Source organism: Tenacibaculum sp. E3R01 (assembly GCF_003318185.1).
Taxonomy (GTDB): domain Bacteria; phylum Bacteroidota; class Bacteroidia; order Flavobacteriales; family Flavobacteriaceae; genus Polaribacter; species Polaribacter halocynthiae.
Genome location: NZ_QOCC01000022.1, coordinates 40,675 through 59,989, shown reverse-complemented (window position 1 = coordinate 59,989; position 19,315 = coordinate 40,675). Strand labels below are relative to the sequence as shown.

The following is a 19,315-nucleotide window of genomic DNA, read 5'->3' as shown; positions in this document are numbered from 1 at the left end:
TAAAGTAATAAAATCAATGCATATATAATTATGAATTTTCATAATTATATAAAAAATAGGTTAGTAACAATCACATTTGTGTTTTATTATATATTTATGAAATCTATTACCATATGATTCTGAATCCCCATAGCTTCCGTTTTTAAAGTTATACCAGTTTGAAGAAGGAATATCACAGAATATATAAGTATTTGTTTGGTAGCTATATTCGTTTTTTTTGATTTTAGCAATGATATAAATTTTACTATCTAAGGAGTACGATTTTACTTCATAAAGCCACTCAGAATCTAAATTGTAATTACTTAAAGTACCTTTGTGGTATCCTTTTTGTAGAATGTAATTTAATAAATTTTGACAGCTAGGTTTATCGTCACTTTTACTATAATAATTAGAATCATTTGGCACACCACAGTTATTAATGTTTTTTAAGGTATTATTTAATTCATCAACTGCATAATTTAAAGAGTTAATAGCATTATTTATGTAGCTGGAAGCATTATTTAAGTAATCAGAAATATAGTCTATGTCATCTTCATAACTAGCACTTGATAGTTCACTTATAGCGGAGTTTAGTTTGTTTTTTGCTTCATAAAAATAATCTTCAGCATCACTAGCATTTTCTTTAGCATCATCACAGTTTAAAGAAGCGGCTTCGTCTTCAGCATCATCTGCTTCATCTTCAGCATAACTAATATAGTTTTTGGCTAAATTTAATTCATCTTCAGCATAACTTGCATAAGATTGAATATCATTAACGGAGCTTTCGTTAAAAGCATTAGATATATATGTTTTTGCATTTTTTATTTTGGAAAAAGCATCTTGATAGTATTCATATGCATTTTTTACTTCTTCTTTAACTTTGCTTACTTGAGCATTTAGTATAATGAAGTTAAAAAAAAGAAGAATTGAGAGTGTGTTTTTTAACATGAAAATTCTATTATTTATTTAAACCATTTATCTAAACGTCTTTTAGTTCTATCAAAAGCAGTTCGTTCCCATATAACTTCAAATCCATTCCAAAGAACACGAATTTTATCACCTCCATCTCTGTATAAAATAAATTTAATATTTTCATGCTCTATGTATACATTATTTACATCGTTTTCACTTTTCATGTATTTTTTATGTTTGCCTTTAACGTCATCAATTCGTTTTAATAATTTTTGAGTTTCTAAAAGTGGAATATATCTAAAATCGTAAGCTTTACTTATAGTACCATTAGTATCCCGATTATTACCAAAGAAAGCTAATAAAAGCCCTTTTTTTTCTACTACATTACAATTAAAAGCTACTGAAATTAAACCAGCACTATCATCAGAAGCTAAACTTTCTGTTTCGAATCGAATTTCTTTAGAGTTTGAAGGTCCGATTATACAATCGATAATATATTCTTTAGATCTAAATTGACTAATTTCTTTAGCTATTGCTTTTTTATCTGAATTAAATGCAACAAAACTAAGTACGGCTAGCCCTGTTGAGATAAGTATCTCAGTAGTATTTTGAGAATGTATTTTGTTTAGACTTACAAGGGTAATTAAAAGGGTGAAAGTGATTTTTTTCATTTTTTTGAAAGTTCATTTTTTATTACTCATAAAAATAATAAAGAGTATTTGATTGGTATTACGGAAAGCCATAAGAAGCTGTAAAAAAGTTTTGGGTGTAATTTAATTGAGTTTGAATGTGGTTTTGTTTATAACATTCTCTATTTATATGTGAAATAGAAAAAAGTTAGTTTTTAGTATTTTGTTAGTTGTGTTGTCATTGCGATGGAGGTTACGACTGAAGCAATCTGTTTATTGAGAGTTTGTGATTTGTTTTGAGTTAGCGATGATGAGATTACTTCATTCCACTTTGTTTCATTCGTAATGACGGTTTGGTTTGTCATTGCGATGGAGGTTACGACTGAAGCAATCTGTTTGTTTGGAGTTAGCAATAAAGAAATTAGTTCATTTCATTGTATTTTATTTGTAATGAGGTGTATAAAAGTTAAAATTCAATTGTTTTTTCTTAAAAAACACCTAACAAAAAGTTAATCAAGCAATAAGGTTGAAGATAATACGATTAATAGAAAAAAGAATTTTCTCTTAAAAAAAATTGTAACCATTTAAAATTAATATATTATGGAATTGAATTTAAAATTATTAACCACGAAAACAGAATGTGATGCTGCTATTGAGATTACATTAGTAGAAAAAACACTTTTAGAAAGAAGATTACGAAATCTTGGAGAGTCATTAGATGATAAAACTGTAAGAACAACAGCTGTTAAAGAAGGTATTATAAGTGTAAAAGCGATAATCTCAGGTTTTGAGTCTGCCTTAGCAGTAATTACCGATGCTAAAGAAAAGCGAAATTTAGAATTAAAGATTGAACGAGAAGAAACAAAATTGAAATCGTTAGAAAATAGGAATGCCAACTATAGTTCGGTAAATGTTTTGGAAGATCAAATAGATCATCAGCAATTAGAAGCTCAAGTAGCGATACTAACAGAAGCTGTTACAAAAATTGAAACATACAAAGCAACACTCGCTGCTTAAAAAAAAGGAAAGCCTACTATAAATTAGTGGGCTTTTTTTATGGAATTTTAGTACACCAATAATTTTTAAATAAAAAGGAGTGTACTGTGTTGTACACTCATAAAAAAAAATAAAAAATAAGTGTACAGTATGTGTTTAAAAAAAGAATAAGAATTTAGAGGTAGAATTATGTTAGTTGTAATTAGAGCGTGCTTTTATATTACGAATATTTCATTGGCAAATTATTGTGGCGTTTCGTATGATATGTTAAAATCATTATCGTCAAAACGAAGAGCATATAATACAATATTGTTTAATAAGTTGAGACTTTTACATAAAGCACTTACTTTACAAAAACCGTTAACAGCATTACCATATGTAAGAGTTTTTTTGAAAAGTGAAGAACAGATAGCATTACCTAAATTGGAACAAACATTAAAAAAAGTTGAAAAAAAAGTACGTAAAAAACAAGCTGTTTTACAGTTGTTACAAAAAAAGAGAGCGAACTGGTTACGGGGTTTACATGCCTGTTCGGTACTATTGCAAAAAAATGATTTAGCAGATAGTGATGTAAAATGGATTCATTTACGTAAGAAACATTTAGATATACAATTAAAAGAGAATTCACGTTTTAGAGAATTACAACTACAAACGGAGATAAATGCTTTAGAGGCACAGCTGTTTAGTTTAAGTGGTTTTATTAAAGAGTTGAATGAGTAATAATGTTTCGGGTTCGTCATTGCGATGGAGGTTCGACTGAAGCAATCTGTTAGTTTGGTTAGTCATTGCGACGAGGTATAAGGAAGCAATCTGTTAAAATGAAGCCAACAATTATTTATAGAAGCTTTAGGAGTACGATTTTCTTAAATTTCAATCAATCAATCAATCAATCTATTTGTTTGTATTCATAACTAAAACTGTATTTTGAGTTGTTTTTGTTTAAAACCGTACAAAAAAGTAAGTCAGTGACTTACTATTTTGTGTTTTTAATGTTTTAGTTTTGATAATCAATAAATTACGATATGATGTAGAGTGGTTATAAAACGATATACTATGAAAAACAATCACAAACAATTTACCAACCTTTTAAAATTAGGAATACTCCTGTTTGGTTTTTCCTTGTTATTATACAATTGTGAACAAGATGAATTAGTAGAAAAATCAGAGAGCAATTACTTAGTACAAAAGGTAGCCTTTAAAGAATTTAAAAACAACAACGAATTAGTTAAAAAAGTACGTTTTTTAGAAGAAAACATAAAGAATAACACTAAAAATAAAGCTAAAAACAGCACAGGAAACGAGGTAATTAATTTGAATTTAAAAGAGGTTATTTATATTGAAAACAAAGAAAAAAAGCATCATTCCTATACTTTTTACATTGAAAATGATGAAGATAAGTATACGATAAAAAACATGATACTATCACAAAATAAAAAAGGAAGCTATGAAGCTTTTTTAGCTACTTATCAAATAACAGAAAAAGATAGGGTTTTAATAAGTCAAGGAAAAACTTTTAATCCTAAAGGAAAGCTAAGTATTACTCCTTTTAACATTGCTAATATAAATTTAGCAAGCAGAAGGAGTTGTGAATGGAAAAAGGTATCAGTACGAAGAGAAGTAGCTTGTAGTATTGATGGTTGTTGGGAGTCAGAATATACCACATGGATTTCTGTATCTGAATGGGTAGAAGTATGCTCGGAAGTATCAGAAGGTTCAGGAGGTAGTGAAGGAGCTGGTCCTGGCGGAGGCGGTGGAACTTCAGGTGGAGGTAGTACGATACCAGTAGATACTTCAATATCTATACCACCAATACGCCCTGATAAAGATGATAAATGCCCAGACGGATTTGTAAAAAACCTAGCTACTGGCAATTGCGACCCTATATGTAAAGGAGTTAAAATATACAATCCTATAACTAAAAATTGTGACTGCCCAGAAGGTACAACAGAAAATACGCTTGGTAAGTGCGTACCAGACCCTTGTAAAATTTTAAAAACACAATTAGGAAACCTTAATTATAAAAATAAAATAAATGAATTAAAGAAAAAAACAGGATTAAAAAAAGAAACCGGCTATAAACAGAACAAAGACGGTAATTATACAGCCCTTCCTCAAACTACAAATGGGCACTCTGCAAGTTTTAATACAGACAGAAACACCAGAGGTTATATGCACACCCATTTAAATGATTTTGAAACTGGGAGAATTGTTAATGGTTTAACTGAAGAAATTAAACCTATACGGATATTTTCACCGAAAGATGTTCTACAATTCTTGCAACTGGTAAAATATAGTAGATTTAATGGTGTGCCTACCCATTTAGTATATGGTACTTTAATTTCTAGTACGGGTAATTATACTCTTACCTTTACAGGTGATGTTAATTTTGATGCTAGTGGCCTAAAAGAAGCTAGAGATTATGATGCAGGCTATGAAAAATATTTTACTAAGAAATATAAAAATAATGTACAAAAAGCTTTTTTACATTTTCTTAAAGAAAAAATAAAAATAGACGGTATTAATTTATACCGAATAAAAAATAATGGCGATCTTGAAAAGAAAACCTTAAAAACTAACGGAAAAGTAGAAACGAACGACTGTGAATAAATTAAAATTTAAAAAGATGAAAAAAATATTATTTTTAATACTAATTATTTCTGTAGTAGTAAGCTGTAAAGCTCAAATAATAGCTGTAGAAGATTTTGAAGAATACCCTAATGAATTACCTGATGGTGCATATATTAAAGATGTAAATGGGGTGTTAAACAAGTATGTAGGTACTTGGAAAGGAACATACAATACTAAAAGTTATGAGTTTATAGTAGTGAAAGTAACAAAAGAAGACCTTAACTTAAAATTTAAAGAGGATTTATTATTAATTCGTTATAAAATAACAGATGCCAATGGTGTTGTTTTAGAAAATACTTTAAATTTACCTGATGATGATATAGGTGTTATTAAAGGACGCTATTTAGCAAAGAAAACAGGTAGTTATGTGTTAAGTTATATAGGGAAAGAAGCTGATTGTGGTCAAAAAGGGACTGTTTTTATAGGGGTTTTAAATAATTCAAATAATAAAAAAGCAAAATTGTTTTTATACCCAAGTACAGAACTATTAGATGGTAATAAATGTTCAACATGGGCTACACAAATTTTACCTACTGAGGTAATAACTTTAACTAAACAATAAAACATCAATTAACTTTTTGGTGTTAATTTTCAATTTTAATAGAAGAAGCGTAATTTTAGAATTGCGCTTTTTTGCTTTTTTGTCTAATAAAAATAGATGGTATTAATTTATACCGAATAAAAAATAATGGCAATATTGAAAGGAAAACCTTAAAGGCTAACGGAAAGGTAGAAACGAACGATTGTAATTAAAATTTAAAAAGATGAAAATATATATAATAATAGTATTAATACTAATAACAACTATAAGCTGTAAAGCGCAACAGGTAATACCTGTAGAAAACCAAATAGATTATAAAGATAAAGAAATAGAGTTTCCAGAAGGAGTTTATATTAAGGATGTAAATAATGTTTTAGATAAGTATATAGGTGTCTGGAAAGGAACTTACAATTTTAAAAACTATGAATTTAAGGTGAGTAAAGTAACAAAACAATCAAATATTAGTACATTGAAACTTGACAAGTTATTAATCCGTTATAAAATAACAGCTGCCAATGGTCTTGTTTTAGAAAATACATTAAACTTCCCTGATTATGATATACGTATTATCGAAGGACGTTATTTAGCAAAATCGGGCGGTTATGTGTTAAGTTATGTAGAAAATACAGATTGTGGGCATGGAGGAGATTTATATATGAGTGTTTACAATAGTACTAACACCAAGGCTGTTATTTCTTTAACTTCAGATGGAGAATATAACTTTGACAAATGCCCTAATGGGCAAACACCTCCTTTGTTACCTACAAAGGATATGCAAATTACCAAACAATAAAACATCAATTAACTTTTTGATGTTAATTTTCAATTTTAATAGAAGAAGCGCAGTTTTGACGTTTCGGGTTGGTCATTGCGATGGAGGTACGACTGAAGCAATCTGTTTATTGAGAGTTTACTATTTGTTTAGAGTTAGTGATGAAGAGATTACTTCATTCCACTGCGTTTCATTCGTAATGACGGTTTGGTTTGGTCATTGCGAAGGAGGTAACGAGAGAAGCAATCTGTTTATTGAGAGTTTGTGATTTGTTTTGAGTTAGTGATTGAGAGACTACTTCATTGCACTTTGTTTCATTCGTAATGACGGTTTGATTGGTCATTGCGACGAGGTAGGAGGAAGCAATCTGTTTAATGAGAGTTTGTGATTTGTTTTGAGTTAGCGATGATGAGATTACTTCATTGCACTGCGTTTCATTCGTAATGACTGTTTGGTTGGTCATTGCGATGGAGGTACGACTGAAGCAATCTGTTTAATGAGTGTTTGTGATTTGTTTAGAGTTAACAATAAAAAGATTACTTCATTCCACTTTGTTTCATTCGTAATGACGGTTTGGGTTCGTCATTGCGATGGAGGTTACAACTGAAGCAATCTGTTTAATGAGAGTTTTTGATTTGTTTAGAGTTAGTGATGAAGAGATTACTTCATTTCACTGTGATTCATTCGTAATGACGGTTTGGTTCGTCATTGCGATGGAGGTACGACTGAAGCAATCTGTTTAATGAGTTTTATTAATTTGTTTAGAGTTAGCGTTAGTGAGATTACTTCATTTCACTTTGTTTCATTCGTAATGACGATTTGGGTTGGTCATTGCGAAGGAGGTAACGAGAGAAGCAATCTGTTTATTGAGAGTTTTTGATTTGTTTAGAGTTAACAATAGAGAGATTACTTCATTCCACTGTGTTTCATTCGTAATGACGGTTTGATAAAAAATCTTTCACCTAGAAGTATTAATCTATAAAAAAGGCTTATTATTACGGCATTCCTATTATTTTACAATTGGAATTTTAAAAAACATCAAATTACTTTCAATAATGAAGAAACCAACGATCAATATAGGTGTCTTAGCGCATGTAGATGCAGGTAAAACCACACTTACCGAGCATTTTTTATACAATTCAGGTGCTATTAGAACGTTGGGGAGTGTGGATAAAGGGTCAACAAGTACTGATAGTTTAGCACTGGAGAAAGAGCGTGGAATTTCTATAAAAGCAGCTACCACTTCTTTTGAATGGAAAGACACGAAGATTAATTTAATTGATACGCCTGGTCACGTTGATTTTTCAAGTGAGGTTGAGCGTGCATTGTGTGTTGTTGATGCGGTAGTGTTAGTGGTTTCTGCTGTAGAAAGGGTGCAAGCACATACCCTAAATATTTGGGATTCGTTACAAGAGTTAGCGATACCAACCCTTATTTTTATTAATAAAATTGATCGTCAAGGTGCAGATGCAGAAGGAACAATTACCCAGATAGAACGTGATTTAAAAACTAAAACAGTAGTGTTGTACGCCTCTGAAAATGATGGATTAACGGATGCTACCATAACGCCAGTTTTTAACAGTGAAGTTGATAGTGAAATTAAAGAAAAGTCAATTGAGCATATTTTAGAGGGGGATGAGCAGTTATTAGAACGTTTTTTAAATTCTGAATCAATTAAAGATGATGAGTATGTAAAGAGTATTCACAAGTTAACAATAGATACTAAAATAACTCCTGTATATACTGGTATTGCTAAGAATAATATAGGGGTAACCGAACTTTTAGATGGAATAGTAGCCTATTGCCCAACTTCTAAAATAACCACGTCTAAAGAGCTTTCAGCATTTGTGTTTAAGTTAGAACATCATAAGGTTTTTGGTACGATGGCACATGTAAAAGTTTTTTCAGGAGAATTATCTTCTAAATCTACCATATACAATGATACGCAACAGTTAGAAACTAAAATTAATCAGACAAAACAGTTACACAACACAAAGTACATTGATAATGTTATTTTAAAATCGGGAGATATTGGTGTAATAACAGGTGTATTAGGAACAAAAGCGGGTGATGTTTTAGGAAGCTCAGAAGGAATTCCAAAATTACCTCAGTTGCATATTCCAGTATTGAGTGTTCAGGTAATTCCTGATAACAATGCTGATTATAACGTACTAGCAGATGCTTTACAGCAATTAGATAGAGAAGATCCTTCTTTAAGTTTTAAGTGGTTTAAAGCAGAGAAGGAGCTACAATTGTTGTTAATGGGACAAATGCAAGTTGAAATTTTGGAGCATGTTTTAAAAGAACGTTTTTCAATCAATGCCAGTTTTACGGATCCACAAGTGGTCTATAAAGAAACCATTAGTACAAAAGCAGAGGGCTATATTCGTTATTGGATGCCAAAACCTTGTTGGGCTATTATGACGTTTTTAATTGAGCCTGCTCCGTTAAATTCTGGAGTTAGTTATCATTCAATTGTTTCACAGAATGATGTACATATTAAATATCAAAATGAAATAGAACGAACGATTCCGAAAGCCTTGGCACAAGGAATTTTAGGGTGGGAGGTAACCGATGTAAAAATTACGTTGATAAAAGGAGAAGATCATAATGTACATTCCAGACCCGGTGATTTTAACCTAGCAACTCCTATGGGAATCATGCAAGGGCTTAAAAGTGGGGGAACACATTTGTTAGAGCCAATATTAAGCTTTGAAATAAAAGCCAATGAAGCCTTGTTAGGAAAAATAACTTCTGAGTTAAGTACTAGAAGAGCCATCTTTGATACTCCAGAGTTTATGGATGAGGTGTTTCATTTAAAAGGACGAATTCCTGTAGCTACATCCTTAGATTTTAGCAGGAAATTAAATTCAATAACGAGTGGTAAATCACGCCTTAGAGTACAATTTCATGGATATGATACCTGTCCTAAAGGGGAAGGTGTTGTTCGTGACTATAAAGGAGTAAATCCTTTAGATGAAGCCCAATGGATATTACACCGCCGAGGTGCTTATAAAGCAGATGAGAGAGTAATTTAGCGTGTTATAATTCATTAGAATCCACATGGTGGAAGCTTCTATTATAGTATTATAATTTTTTTAAACTTTAATAGAACGTTTATTTCTTTAAACGCATCACTTATTTCTTCTAAAGACTCTAAAATAGATTCTCTATTTTTTGATGTATGTGTATCCAATACTTTTATTCCGAACTTAAAAATAAAACTTTATGGAAACCATTAAATCAAAATTAGGAAAAGGAGGATTGGTTCTTGCTGCTATGGGAATTATGTCTATCGTGCTTTCAATTTTTAATTACAATATAAGGTTATTAGCATGGGTAGATGTTTGGGGAAATACTATGGGATGGGTTGTTAGATTTCTATTAATACTAGTTGGAGGATTGTTATATTTCTTTTTTGGAAATTATGAAGATGAATAGAGTGAAAAAGTAGCGGGGAAATGAATCAAATTGACTATGAAAATGAAGAAATAAAAAGAATGTTTGATGTAAAACGCAGTCAGAAAAAAGTAATATCTAGTATTAGGTATCAAGTTCAACTTCTAGTATTAATTGTTATACTAACTATAATAATTTTATGTAGTGTTATGATAATATGGTCTTAAAATTGAATTTAAGTAATTAAAATAGGTACTAAAAAATATGAAACATGAATATAAAAACCATTAAAAAAAGTGTTTTTTTTGTTTTTTCAATTGGAGTTTCAATACTACTTATCTGGCTGGGTTTTTCTACCTTAAAAGAAAATTATTCAAGAGATCTAAAAAGTATTCATCAGCAAAAAGGGATTATAGAGCATGCAAAGGTTGTTTTAAAAAGAACGAAGGCTACGGGTAAATATTCAATTTATTTTAATTTAAAAATTCTAAAAATAAAGTTGAATACTACGAATGAAGCTTTTTATAGTTATAATAACAATCAAAATTATGCCGAGTTAACAAGGAAGTTAAAAGAGGGTACAAAGGTTTTGGTGTATTATAAAAAATTAAACCAAGGTGAGATTGCAAATAATGTATTGAAGTTGATATCTGAGGATGAAGTATTATTAACTCATGAAAGCTATAAAGCAAAAGAATATTTTGCAGGAATTTTTATGATGTTACTTGGCTTTTTATTACTACTATTGAGTGTTTTTTTACTAAAAAACTAAGAATTATAAATTGTAGTATTCAAAGTTAATAGCTTTTGTTACTTCGTTTAAAAAAGATACATTGAACCTATGAGGTATAAAATAATCATTATTGCATTTATTTATAGTTTTGTTTCTCATTCTCAAACAAATATTCCTTTTAAAAAAGGAAGTGTTCATAAAATTAAGGGGGTAATTAGAGATAACACTACGAATGATATTTTAACAGGAGTAGTTGTTGAGTTTATGAATGAACATAAAAAATGGATTGATACCAGAGTATCGGATTTTGATGGTCAGTTTTTCTTTAAAATTTGTTCAAACAAATTGATTAACAACACTCTTTTTATTAAAACTACTCAAGCTTTTTATAAACAAGAAATTTTTAAATATGAAATAACTTCAGACACGGTGCTGAAAATTAATATGACCATAGATAAAAAGAAGGTGTTTTCGAAAAAAGAGTTTGAAAAGTATAAAAACAACAAGCTTTATTTTGAATGTACTATCAATGATGATTTTAATGAAATTGAATATTGGGCGAATAAAAAAGTGTACCAACATTATTGTACTGGTGAGCAAAAAAAATATAAGAACATAATAGATGATAAAGAAGATTTTTCAGAATGGAATCTTATAAAGAAATCAATCATAACTTATCCCCCCGAACTATTAAAGTCTTTTAAGGTTAGTCGTCACACATTTATTGATAATATTCAGGTAACTCTTGATCCTGCTGAGTATATTTTAAACTATAAAGAATATACAAAAGTAGTTCGAGAAATGTTATTAAAAGCTGGCTGGAATGGTACAGGGAAAGTTAGATTATTATGGATTCCTGCTTTTGTGCTAAAAAGAAAACTTCAAAATAAGCATACAAAAGGTGTTTTTATTTGGTATGTACAACAAAAATCAGAGGATATGTTTTGGATGCTATCTCCAATTAAAATTGAAACAATTAGTGTTGATTAATTTTAACTTTTGTATAGCATTTCTTAAATTAGCTTTATGCAAGATTTTATTGAATTCATAAAACAATATGTTTTTCTTTCTGAAGAGGCAGAAAAGGCTATTACTAATGTTATTGTTAAAAAAAAATATAGCAAGAATGAGTTATTAGTAGAAGAAGGCAAAACATGTAAACATTTATATTTTTTATCTGAAGGAACTGTAAGAACGTACTTATTTCAAAAGGGTAAAGATATTACGCATTGGATTTATCCGGAGCAATCAATATTTACTTCGTGGCATAGTTATATTTTAAAAAAACCTTCATTGGAGTATATTGAAGCTACTAGTAATATACTAGTTTTTGCAATTTAATACAATGATTGGCAAGAATTAGATCAAAATTATCCAACTTTAGAGCGATTTGGACGTTTAATGATGGAGGAGCAGATAGCTATAATTGATGATTTTTATAAAGGGTATTATTTTTTAACAGCTAAAGAAAAGTATGAATTGTTAATTAATGTGTTTCCAAAAATTACTCAAATAGCAAATTTAGGTCATATTGCTTCTATGCTGGGAATTAGCCAAGAAACTCTTAGTAGAGTTAGGGGGAAATAAAAAAATATTTCTTAATTATAAGAAAGATTTTATCTTGAAAAGAAGGTTTTATGCGTTAAAAAACTCTTACAACATTAAAACCTAATGAAATATCCCCAGTGCTCCAATCACCTTGTGCCTTAGTTAAAAAAGCACCATCATTACTACCTCTAGCATTTGAAAATAATAATTGAACACGCATTTCCTAATAAAATAGAAAATAAGCAAATTAAGGTAACTTTAATGTTTAAAGGAGAAAAATTAATTTGTACTATTGAAGATAACGGAATTGGGATTGATGAAATTAATCAGAAATTAGAAAATAACAAAAATTCTTTGGCAACTACAATTACTTCTGAACGTTTAGCAATGCTATCTAAAGAATTTAACAATGAAGGAGCAATAGAAGTACAAAACAGAAAAATATTTGGAAAAGAAGGAACATTAGTTACTTTAATGATTCCATATAAAATTGAATAAGTTTAATTGGAATAGATAAAGTAGCTAAATTATTTATTTAAGATTCGTTTCAGTTAATAGAATTAAATGATTCAATGTTTTGTGAGTTTGATAAACCTGTTATTATCCATTTAAACAATGGTAATAAGAGACCAGTTTATTCACGTAAAAAAGACAGTTTTTCAATCTGATTCTTTAGCTTAAATAAAGTTCATTAATTTAAATAAAAACGCTTTTTTATTTAAAACCATCACTTATTACTTCAAAATCATCAAAAATTTATTCCTTGTTTTAGAACTCGTAATTGCTCTATATTTTTATTCCTAAATTATAAGGTTAGCTTTAATAGTTTTAAGTACTATTTAGTTTAAATCTTTTAAAATAATAACCAAACAAGTATAAATAATATGAAAAAAAGAATACAATTAATAAGCATTTTTTTAATAATAACGAATTCAATTTTTGCTCAAATTTATGAAGGTTGTAATTTCTATCCATTCTATGCTACAGATTACATAGTCTCTGGTAATTTTTCTCAAAACGATTCAAATGATAAACTTATTAATGATGTTGTTATGCTACGATATAATAATGTTATAGATAAGTTTAAACTTTACACATTTACTAGTAATGGTAATGGAGATAGGACTTTAAATGTAAATTCCAATTTTAATAATTATGATTTAGAAAATGTAAAAGGAAGGATGGTTAAAGGTGATTTTGATAATGATGGACATATAGATGATTTTATATTAATAAATAAAACAGGTGCTTCTAGCATGCGTTTCGATCTTTTTAAAAGTGATGGGGCGCAACAACCTTCGTTTACACAAAGTAGTCCTTATTCTCTTAATGGATATGATCCTGATAAAATAACGGGAAGAGTAGTTTCTGGTGATTTTGACAATGATGGATTTTGGGACGATATCGCTGCTTTTTATGATTATGGAAACGGAGAAACTAGAATACATACATTCCTTTCTAATGGAAATACCTTTTCTTACCAGTACTCTACTGGTTGGTGGAATAGTTCAGGTTATACTGCAAGTAGAATAACCGATCGTGTAGTTTCTGGTGATTTTGATAAAGATGGTAAAGTAGATGATATTGCTGCTTTTTATGATTATGGTGGAGGAAATACTCGAATTCACGTATGGTTATCAAATGGCTCAGGCTTCTCATATCAGAGTTCTGTTGGATGGTGGGTATCTAATCCATCTACAGATTTTACAGCTTCTAAAATATCAAAACGTGTGCTATCATTAAACATAGATCGAAAGGGTGAAAACTACGACGATATTGTTACTTTTTATAAAACATCAAGTGGTAAAACTAAAATGAGAGTTTTCATCTCAGATGGAACTTCTTTTAACTATCAACCATTTTTGTGGGAAAGTACGTTAAATCCAGACCAAATATCCGGTAAAATAGTTGAATACGATTCAAGAACTTCTGGTATAATTCAAGGAAAACCATCAGATATTATAGGATTCAGTAACCAGTTTTATGCAACACGATACCATTTTTGGAAAGCAAAAAAGGGTGTATTCAATACAAATATTGAATTTTCTTCACCTTATTATTGTGAGTCTAAAAGTACTAATGTGGGTGGAGATATAAAAGAAATTAGCGCATATCCAAATCCTACGGAATCAATTACAACTATAGAAATACCAAAATTATTAATTGATGACACTTCAAGAATAGAGGTTCATAATTTATATAACAGATTAGTTTTTTCTGATGATGTAAAATCTTCCTCAATAAAAATAGATTTATCTAAACAAAAACCAGGAGTTTATATGGTAAAAGTAATAGGAAGAGAAAGTAGTAATGTGCTAAAAATAGTAAAAAATTAAAATGTAATCAGATTTATTGATAGGTTAGATTATACAGTTTCTAGCTTTAAAATGAAATACACTACCTTTTTTATAAAGGTGGTGTATTTTTTTGAGTGTGATAGTTTTGTGAAGTTACTTCCCGATACAGAAATTACCAAAAATGTGCCCTAAAATATCCTTATCCACATCATATTCACCAGTAATATTTCCTAGGTGACGTAAACACTCACGAATATCAATAGAAAATAAATCGGTAGAAATTTCTAAGTCAATACCTTGTTGAACAGAAGTAATAGCTATTAACGCATTATTCAAAGCTTCAAAATGACGGGAGTTCGTAACAATAGTTTCATTATTACTTAAAGCTCCAGTATTTACTAAAGAAGTTAACTCACTTCTTAGTTCATCAATTCCTGTTTTTTGTTTTGCAGATAATAAAATTAAGTGCTCAATTTCTGATTGTAAAATAGAAGAGTCATGACACGATAATGTGTCAATTTTATTTGCAATTACTAGTAAACGTTTATTAGGAAAACGCTCTTTGATAGTTTCAATTTCCTCTAAAAATAAATCACTAGAATGAGAAAATTTATTTGAATCGATTAAGAAAATAATTAATTGAGCGTTTTCTGCTTTTTCATACGCCTTTTTTATACCAATATTTTCAACAATATCTTCAGTTTCACGAATTCCTGCTGTATCAATAAAACGAAAAGCAACTCCGTCAATAATTACTTCATCTTCAATGGCATCACGAGTAGTACCTGCAATGTCAGAAACAATGGCTTTTTCTTCGTTTAATAAAACATTTAAAAGTGTTGATTTTCCAACATTAGGTTCTCCTATTATTGCAACTGGAATTCCATTTTTCATGGCATTTCCAAAAGCAAAAGAATCAATTAATCGCTTTAGTACAAACGTGATTTTTGAAACGAGCTCTTTAAATTTAGTTCTGTCGGCAAATTCAACGTCTTCCCCAGAAAAATCGAGTTCTAATTCAATTAAGGCAGCAAAATCTAATAATTGACCACGTAACTCTTTCAATTCATTGGTAATTCCACCACGCATTTGTTGAATAGCCATTTGATGGGAAGCTGCAGAATTTGAAGCAATAACATCAGCAACTGCTTCTGCTTGACTTAAATCCATTTTCCCGTTTAAAAAAGCACGCATGGTAAATTCACCATTATCAGCCATTCTACACCTATTTTGTAAAAATAGTTGTATGATTTCTTGCTGAATAAAACTTGATCCATGACACGAAATCTCTACTACATTTTCACCAGTATATGAATGTGGATTTTTAAAAATAGAAACTAATACTTGATCAATAACAATATCATTATTTACAATATGTCCCAAATGTAGTGTATGAGATTTTTGGGTGCGTAGCGATTTAACCTTTTTAACCGATTTGAAAAAAGTATCGGTAATTTCAATAGATTTTTCCCCAGAAAGTCTAATTATAGCAATGGCTCCAACACCTGCTGGAGTAGCTAAAGCAATAATGGTATCGTTTTCAATCATGGTGCAAATATACATAGTAAAATAGAGATATAAATTTACTTTTTGTAACAAAACTGCATGTTAAGCGTCTTATTAATACAATCAACCTCTATATACATATGAAAAGAAATAATCAGTTATTAGTGTTAACCCATTTAAGTCAATTATTAGATTTTGTAACAGGAATCGGAGGATTCATTGTTCCTCTTATTATATGGGCTGTAAAAAAGGATGAAATTTTACATATGGATGAACATGGTAAAGCTATTTTAAACTTTAGAATAACTATGTTTCTATATTTATTAATATGTATTCCTTTAGTGTTATTTTTTGGTTTGGGCTTACTTGGCTTTTTAGTAATAGGAGCTGCGTATATTATTTTCCCGATACTAAATGCTATTAAAGCAAGTAATAATGAAGAACCGAGCTATCCTTTTAGTATTAAGTTTTTATAAAAAAATAAAAAATAAATCAACGAAAAAACACCCTAATTTAGGGTGTTTTTCACTTTTATATAAAAATGTAGTTATTGTATATTTGGAGTATTATACCAGTTCTTATATGAAATTACTGAAATACTAATTGAGATATTTTGATTTCAGGCAAGACATAAAATTTATGGATAGCCATAGCTATCGATCAATTTTATAACGAAGCATCAAGTCAAAAGAGACAATTTTATACGGTTATTTCATATAAGAAATGGTATTAACTTAAAAAACAATAAACTATGAAGAGATATTCATTAACTCTAGGCTTACTTTTATTGGTAGGAATTACATTTTCTCAAAATACAGATTTTACTAAAATAAGTAGATCTCTTCCATTAGTTCATTGGAAAAGCCAATCACCAGTTAAACACCAAGGAGTAAAATATACTTGTACAGCATTTGCTATTGCAGCGGCTTTAGAAACATTTCCTAATGTACCAAAAGATTTAAGTGAGAAGTATTTATATGCATTTCAAAAAGGATATCAGTATGATGGTAAAACTGCAGTTAAAAGAGGGCATTTTTTAAAGTTTTACCCTGAATCTTTAAAAAAGGATGGAGTTATTGAAGAGAAATATTTACCTTATAATTTAGATTATGAAAGAGCTAGAGAAATGAATGAAACTCAGTTTTCTAAATATTTATATGAAGGTGAAGTTGGCTTATTTACATTGATTACAAAATATAAGAAAAAGGCTAGGGTTTTTGTCACTGACTATGAATATTTAGATGCTAAGAAAGCGAAGGATATAGAATATATAAAACAACAATTGCGTAATGGAATAAAAGCGATTCCTGTTTCATATCCTCTGATATATCAAGATGCTTGGAAAAGTTTTTCTTCTAGGAAATTTAATACTATAACGCCAGATGTGGGATATAAAGTATTAGGGGCAAGTGGAAATTATCTTAAATATTCAGTAGCTAAAGGTTTATATCAAAATATTAATCAACGTATAGTAAAGGGTGAGCTATTGATGGAAATAACTGATACTAAAAATAAATATGGAGGCCATGCTGTTGCCATTGTTGGTTATGATAAAGAAGGTTTCATTATAAAAAACTCATATGGAACTCAATGGAGAGTAGGAGGGTATGAACGTATAAGTTATGATTACCATGAAATTTTTGCTTTAGAAGCACTAATAATTAAAAAAGTACGAGTAAAAAATAAATATTTTAGATGGTAGAATTTGTTTTTATTGATACATGAAAATATTGGTGTAATACCAAATTCCTTTATTGTTTTGGGCAGCAGTTATATTAAAATGAGTATAATTGCCTTCAATATTTTTACGATGACCAGTGCTATTTAACCAGCCTTTAATTACAGATTTTGCTGAAGAATATCCAGAAGCAACGTTTTCAGAAGTGCTAGTAGCTTTTGCATTTGTTTGAAGATAATTAGCACGTTGATTAAAGTTATCGTGTGATATTTTACCTTTTTTAATCATATATTTAGTATGACTGTTTGTTTGTGTTTTTATAACAGCTAGTGTTTCAAGTTTTTTTAAATTTAAGCTAGCTCTATGATCGTTAATTAATAATAAAATTTCAGTTTCTAAAGAAGTATTTGCTTGATCATTTATATCTGAAATTTTATCTGATGAACAAGTAAAAAATAAAACAGCTAGTAATAGAATATTAAACTTAAAAAAAGGTTTCTTCATTATATCGAATTATATGGCTTGCTTAATAAAATCTTCATATTCGTAAAAAAACAGTTCAAATTCAGTCATAGTATCAACAAAAAACTCATAACAGTCTCTCCAAGTGTTTTTATTATGAATACTAAACTTTTTTTCAAAAGGAATATATATGCGTCTAATTATTTTACGATTATCTAACTCAAAATTATCATTGTAAATAACTTCGGGTAAGTACTCGGTTTCAAGTATTTTTTTTAATGAAATTAGTTGATCGTATAATAACTCATTTGCTATTTCTTCAGGATGCTCAAAATCTAGGCAAACAGAAGCTTTTTTTCTATCCGCTTGAAATTTAAACGCAAATCCTTTTATTTTAGTGTTGTATAACAACCATTTTCTTGGAAAAGATTTTCCAAAGCTAGTCCAAAATTCTTTTCTTAATTGAGCAGATTCTTCTTTACTAAACATTATGTGAGTTATTAATTTTCAATAATTGTTGAATTATCGTGTATCTCTATTATCCGTGAACTTTGGCAGTAGTACCTCTATTTTTCATCATTTCAGCTTCAAATGCTAATAAATCATTCCACTTTTTATCAACAATATTCTTATCCATATACTTTCTTGCATATCCTAAGAATAAGGTATAATGATTAGCTTCAGAAACCATCAAATCTAAATAAAATTTAGAAAGTTGTTCATCTTTTAAATTGTCAGCAAACACTTTAAAACGTTCACAACTTCTAGCTTCAATTAAAGCAGCAACTAATAATCTATGTACTAATGCTTCTGAACGGTTCCCTGTATGCGGAAAAAACTTTTGAAGCTTTAAAGCATAATCATTTTTGGTTCCTTGACCTAACACCATATTACGTTCAATCATAATATTATGAACCATTCTAAAATGTTCCATTTCTTCAATAGCAATATCACTCATGTCTTTAACAAGTGCTGTTTCTTCAGAATAATTTATAATAATTGAAACGGCATTAGAAGCGGCTTTTTGTTCAGCAAAAGCATGGTCAGTTAATAGTTGTTGTAATCCATTTTTAGCAACGTCAACCCATGAAGTTTCTGTATCGAATTTTAATCCAAGCATAATTTAAATTTGAAAGTGTAAAAGTAAAAAATATAAGCTCTTTTTAACCAAAACAAGAAGTAAAATAACTAACTTTGAAGTACTTCAAATATTTTTTAAGAAAAAGAACTATTTT

The 19,315-nt window shown here is 29.3% G+C and carries 22 protein-coding genes; 15 read left to right on the top strand and 7 right to left on the bottom strand.

The features are described 5' to 3' along the window. Window positions 1-60: 60 nt before the first annotated feature. Together DS884_RS11060 and DS884_RS11055 are read right to left on the bottom strand one after the other, a co-directional pair. Window positions 61-927: a hypothetical protein gene (locus DS884_RS11060; protein ID WP_113786791.1), complete on the bottom strand. Its 867-nt coding sequence runs from the start codon at window positions 925-927 to the stop codon at window positions 61-63. A gap of 14 nt (window positions 928-941) precedes the next feature. Continuing rightward, the gene (locus DS884_RS11055; RefSeq protein ID WP_113786790.1) at window positions 942-1,562 is read right to left on the bottom strand and encodes a hypothetical protein; all 621 of its coding nucleotides are present in this window, start codon (window positions 1,560-1,562) and stop codon (window positions 942-944) included. A 558-nt stretch (window positions 1,563-2,120) separates the two neighbouring features. On the opposite strand from DS884_RS11055, the gene DS884_RS11050 reads away from it, so the two are divergent. The 11 genes from DS884_RS11050 to DS884_RS11000 all read left to right on the top strand — a co-directional run bounded on the left by DS884_RS11050 (window position 2,121) and on the right by DS884_RS11000 (window position 12,176). After that, window positions 2,121-2,537, top strand: a complete 417-nt coding sequence (locus tag DS884_RS11050; protein WP_113786789.1) for a hypothetical protein — start codon at window positions 2,121-2,123, stop codon at window positions 2,535-2,537. Window positions 2,538-2,705: 168 nt separating this feature from the next. Continuing rightward, entirely contained in the window at window positions 2,706-3,236 is a 531-nt protein-coding gene (locus tag DS884_RS11045; RefSeq protein WP_147239399.1) for a hypothetical protein, read from the top strand. Window positions 3,237-3,569: 333 nt separating this feature from the next. After that, window positions 3,570-5,123, top strand: a complete 1,554-nt coding sequence (locus DS884_RS11040; protein WP_113786787.1) for a hypothetical protein — start codon at window positions 3,570-3,572, stop codon at window positions 5,121-5,123. A gap of 16 nt (window positions 5,124-5,139) precedes the next feature. Then, window positions 5,140-5,706, top strand: coding sequence for a DUF6705 family protein (locus DS884_RS11035; RefSeq protein ID WP_113786786.1), 567 nt, complete (start codon window positions 5,140-5,142; stop codon window positions 5,704-5,706). 202 nt (window positions 5,707-5,908) lie between these two features. Beyond that, window positions 5,909-6,478 (top strand): DUF6705 family protein, encoded by a 570-nt coding sequence (locus DS884_RS11030; RefSeq protein ID WP_113786785.1) that lies wholly within the window; start codon window positions 5,909-5,911, stop codon window positions 6,476-6,478. Between the two features lie 1,034 nt (window positions 6,479-7,512). Next, window positions 7,513-9,495 (top strand): GTP-binding protein, encoded by a 1,983-nt coding sequence (locus DS884_RS11025; protein ID WP_113786784.1) that lies wholly within the window; start codon window positions 7,513-7,515, stop codon window positions 9,493-9,495. 190 nt (window positions 9,496-9,685) lie between these two features. Beyond that, window positions 9,686-9,898, top strand: a complete 213-nt coding sequence (locus tag DS884_RS11020; RefSeq protein WP_093871561.1) for a hypothetical protein — start codon at window positions 9,686-9,688, stop codon at window positions 9,896-9,898. Window positions 9,899-10,127: 229 nt separating this feature from the next. Then, a complete protein-coding gene (locus DS884_RS11015) occupies window positions 10,128-10,628 on the top strand; it encodes a hypothetical protein (protein WP_113786783.1) in 501 nt (166 codons plus the stop codon). 69 nt (window positions 10,629-10,697) lie between these two features. Then, window positions 10,698-11,579: a hypothetical protein gene (locus tag DS884_RS11010; RefSeq protein ID WP_113786782.1), complete on the top strand. Its 882-nt coding sequence runs from the start codon at window positions 10,698-10,700 to the stop codon at window positions 11,577-11,579. 36 nt (window positions 11,580-11,615) lie between these two features. Next, a complete protein-coding gene (locus DS884_RS11005; protein WP_113786781.1) occupies window positions 11,616-11,930 on the top strand; it encodes a Crp/Fnr family transcriptional regulator in 315 nt (104 codons plus the stop codon). A gap of 60 nt (window positions 11,931-11,990) precedes the next feature. Then, the gene (locus DS884_RS11000) at window positions 11,991-12,176 is read left to right on the top strand and encodes a hypothetical protein (RefSeq protein WP_147239398.1); all 186 of its coding nucleotides are present in this window, start codon (window positions 11,991-11,993) and stop codon (window positions 12,174-12,176) included. A 55-nt stretch (window positions 12,177-12,231) separates the two neighbouring features. Here DS884_RS11000 and DS884_RS18660 read toward each other — a convergent pair whose 3' ends face one another. Beyond that, a complete protein-coding gene (locus DS884_RS18660; RefSeq protein WP_233487152.1) occupies window positions 12,232-12,357 on the bottom strand; it encodes a DUF5777 family beta-barrel protein in 126 nt (41 codons plus the stop codon). Window positions 12,358-12,398: 41 nt separating this feature from the next. Between DS884_RS18660 and DS884_RS10995 the strand changes: the two genes are divergently transcribed. Beyond that, on the top strand, window positions 12,399-12,635 hold the full coding sequence (locus DS884_RS10995) for a hypothetical protein (protein WP_113786779.1): 237 nt from the start codon (window positions 12,399-12,401) through the stop codon (window positions 12,633-12,635). Between the two features lie 386 nt (window positions 12,636-13,021). Continuing rightward, the gene (locus DS884_RS10990) at window positions 13,022-14,473 is read left to right on the top strand and encodes a T9SS type A sorting domain-containing protein (RefSeq protein ID WP_113786778.1); all 1,452 of its coding nucleotides are present in this window, start codon (window positions 13,022-13,024) and stop codon (window positions 14,471-14,473) included. Between the two features lie 114 nt (window positions 14,474-14,587). Here the strand turns inward: DS884_RS10990 and mnmE are convergent, their stop codons facing one another. Beyond that, window positions 14,588-15,982, bottom strand: a complete 1,395-nt coding sequence (mnmE, locus tag DS884_RS10985; RefSeq protein ID WP_113786777.1) for a tRNA uridine-5-carboxymethylaminomethyl(34) synthesis GTPase MnmE — start codon at window positions 15,980-15,982, stop codon at window positions 14,588-14,590. A gap of 98 nt (window positions 15,983-16,080) precedes the next feature. On the opposite strand from mnmE, the gene DS884_RS10980 reads away from it, so the two are divergent. Both DS884_RS10980 and DS884_RS18570 read left to right on the top strand, forming a co-directional pair. Further along, the gene (locus tag DS884_RS10980; RefSeq protein ID WP_093871532.1) at window positions 16,081-16,416 is read left to right on the top strand and encodes a DUF4870 domain-containing protein; all 336 of its coding nucleotides are present in this window, start codon (window positions 16,081-16,083) and stop codon (window positions 16,414-16,416) included. Between the two features lie 275 nt (window positions 16,417-16,691). Beyond that, window positions 16,692-17,642, top strand: a complete 951-nt coding sequence (locus DS884_RS18570) for a C1 family peptidase (RefSeq protein WP_199488203.1) — start codon at window positions 16,692-16,694, stop codon at window positions 17,640-17,642. A gap of 9 nt (window positions 17,643-17,651) precedes the next feature. Here the strand turns inward: DS884_RS18570 and DS884_RS10970 are convergent, their stop codons facing one another. Genes DS884_RS10970 through DS884_RS10960 form a run of 3 tightly spaced genes read right to left on the bottom strand, consistent with a single transcriptional unit; the run spans window position 17,652 to window position 19,200 of the window. Further along, window positions 17,652-18,122: a CAP domain-containing protein gene (locus DS884_RS10970; RefSeq protein ID WP_233487151.1), complete on the bottom strand. Its 471-nt coding sequence runs from the start codon at window positions 18,120-18,122 to the stop codon at window positions 17,652-17,654. A 9-nt stretch (window positions 18,123-18,131) separates the two neighbouring features. Then, window positions 18,132-18,569, bottom strand: coding sequence for a DUF4268 domain-containing protein (locus DS884_RS10965; protein WP_093871531.1), 438 nt, complete (start codon window positions 18,567-18,569; stop codon window positions 18,132-18,134). A gap of 49 nt (window positions 18,570-18,618) precedes the next feature. Then, complete coding sequence (locus DS884_RS10960) at window positions 18,619-19,200, bottom strand: tRNA-(ms[2]io[6]A)-hydroxylase (protein ID WP_113786776.1); 582 nt, start codon at window positions 19,198-19,200, stop codon at window positions 18,619-18,621. Window positions 19,201-19,315: the final 115 nt, after the last annotated feature.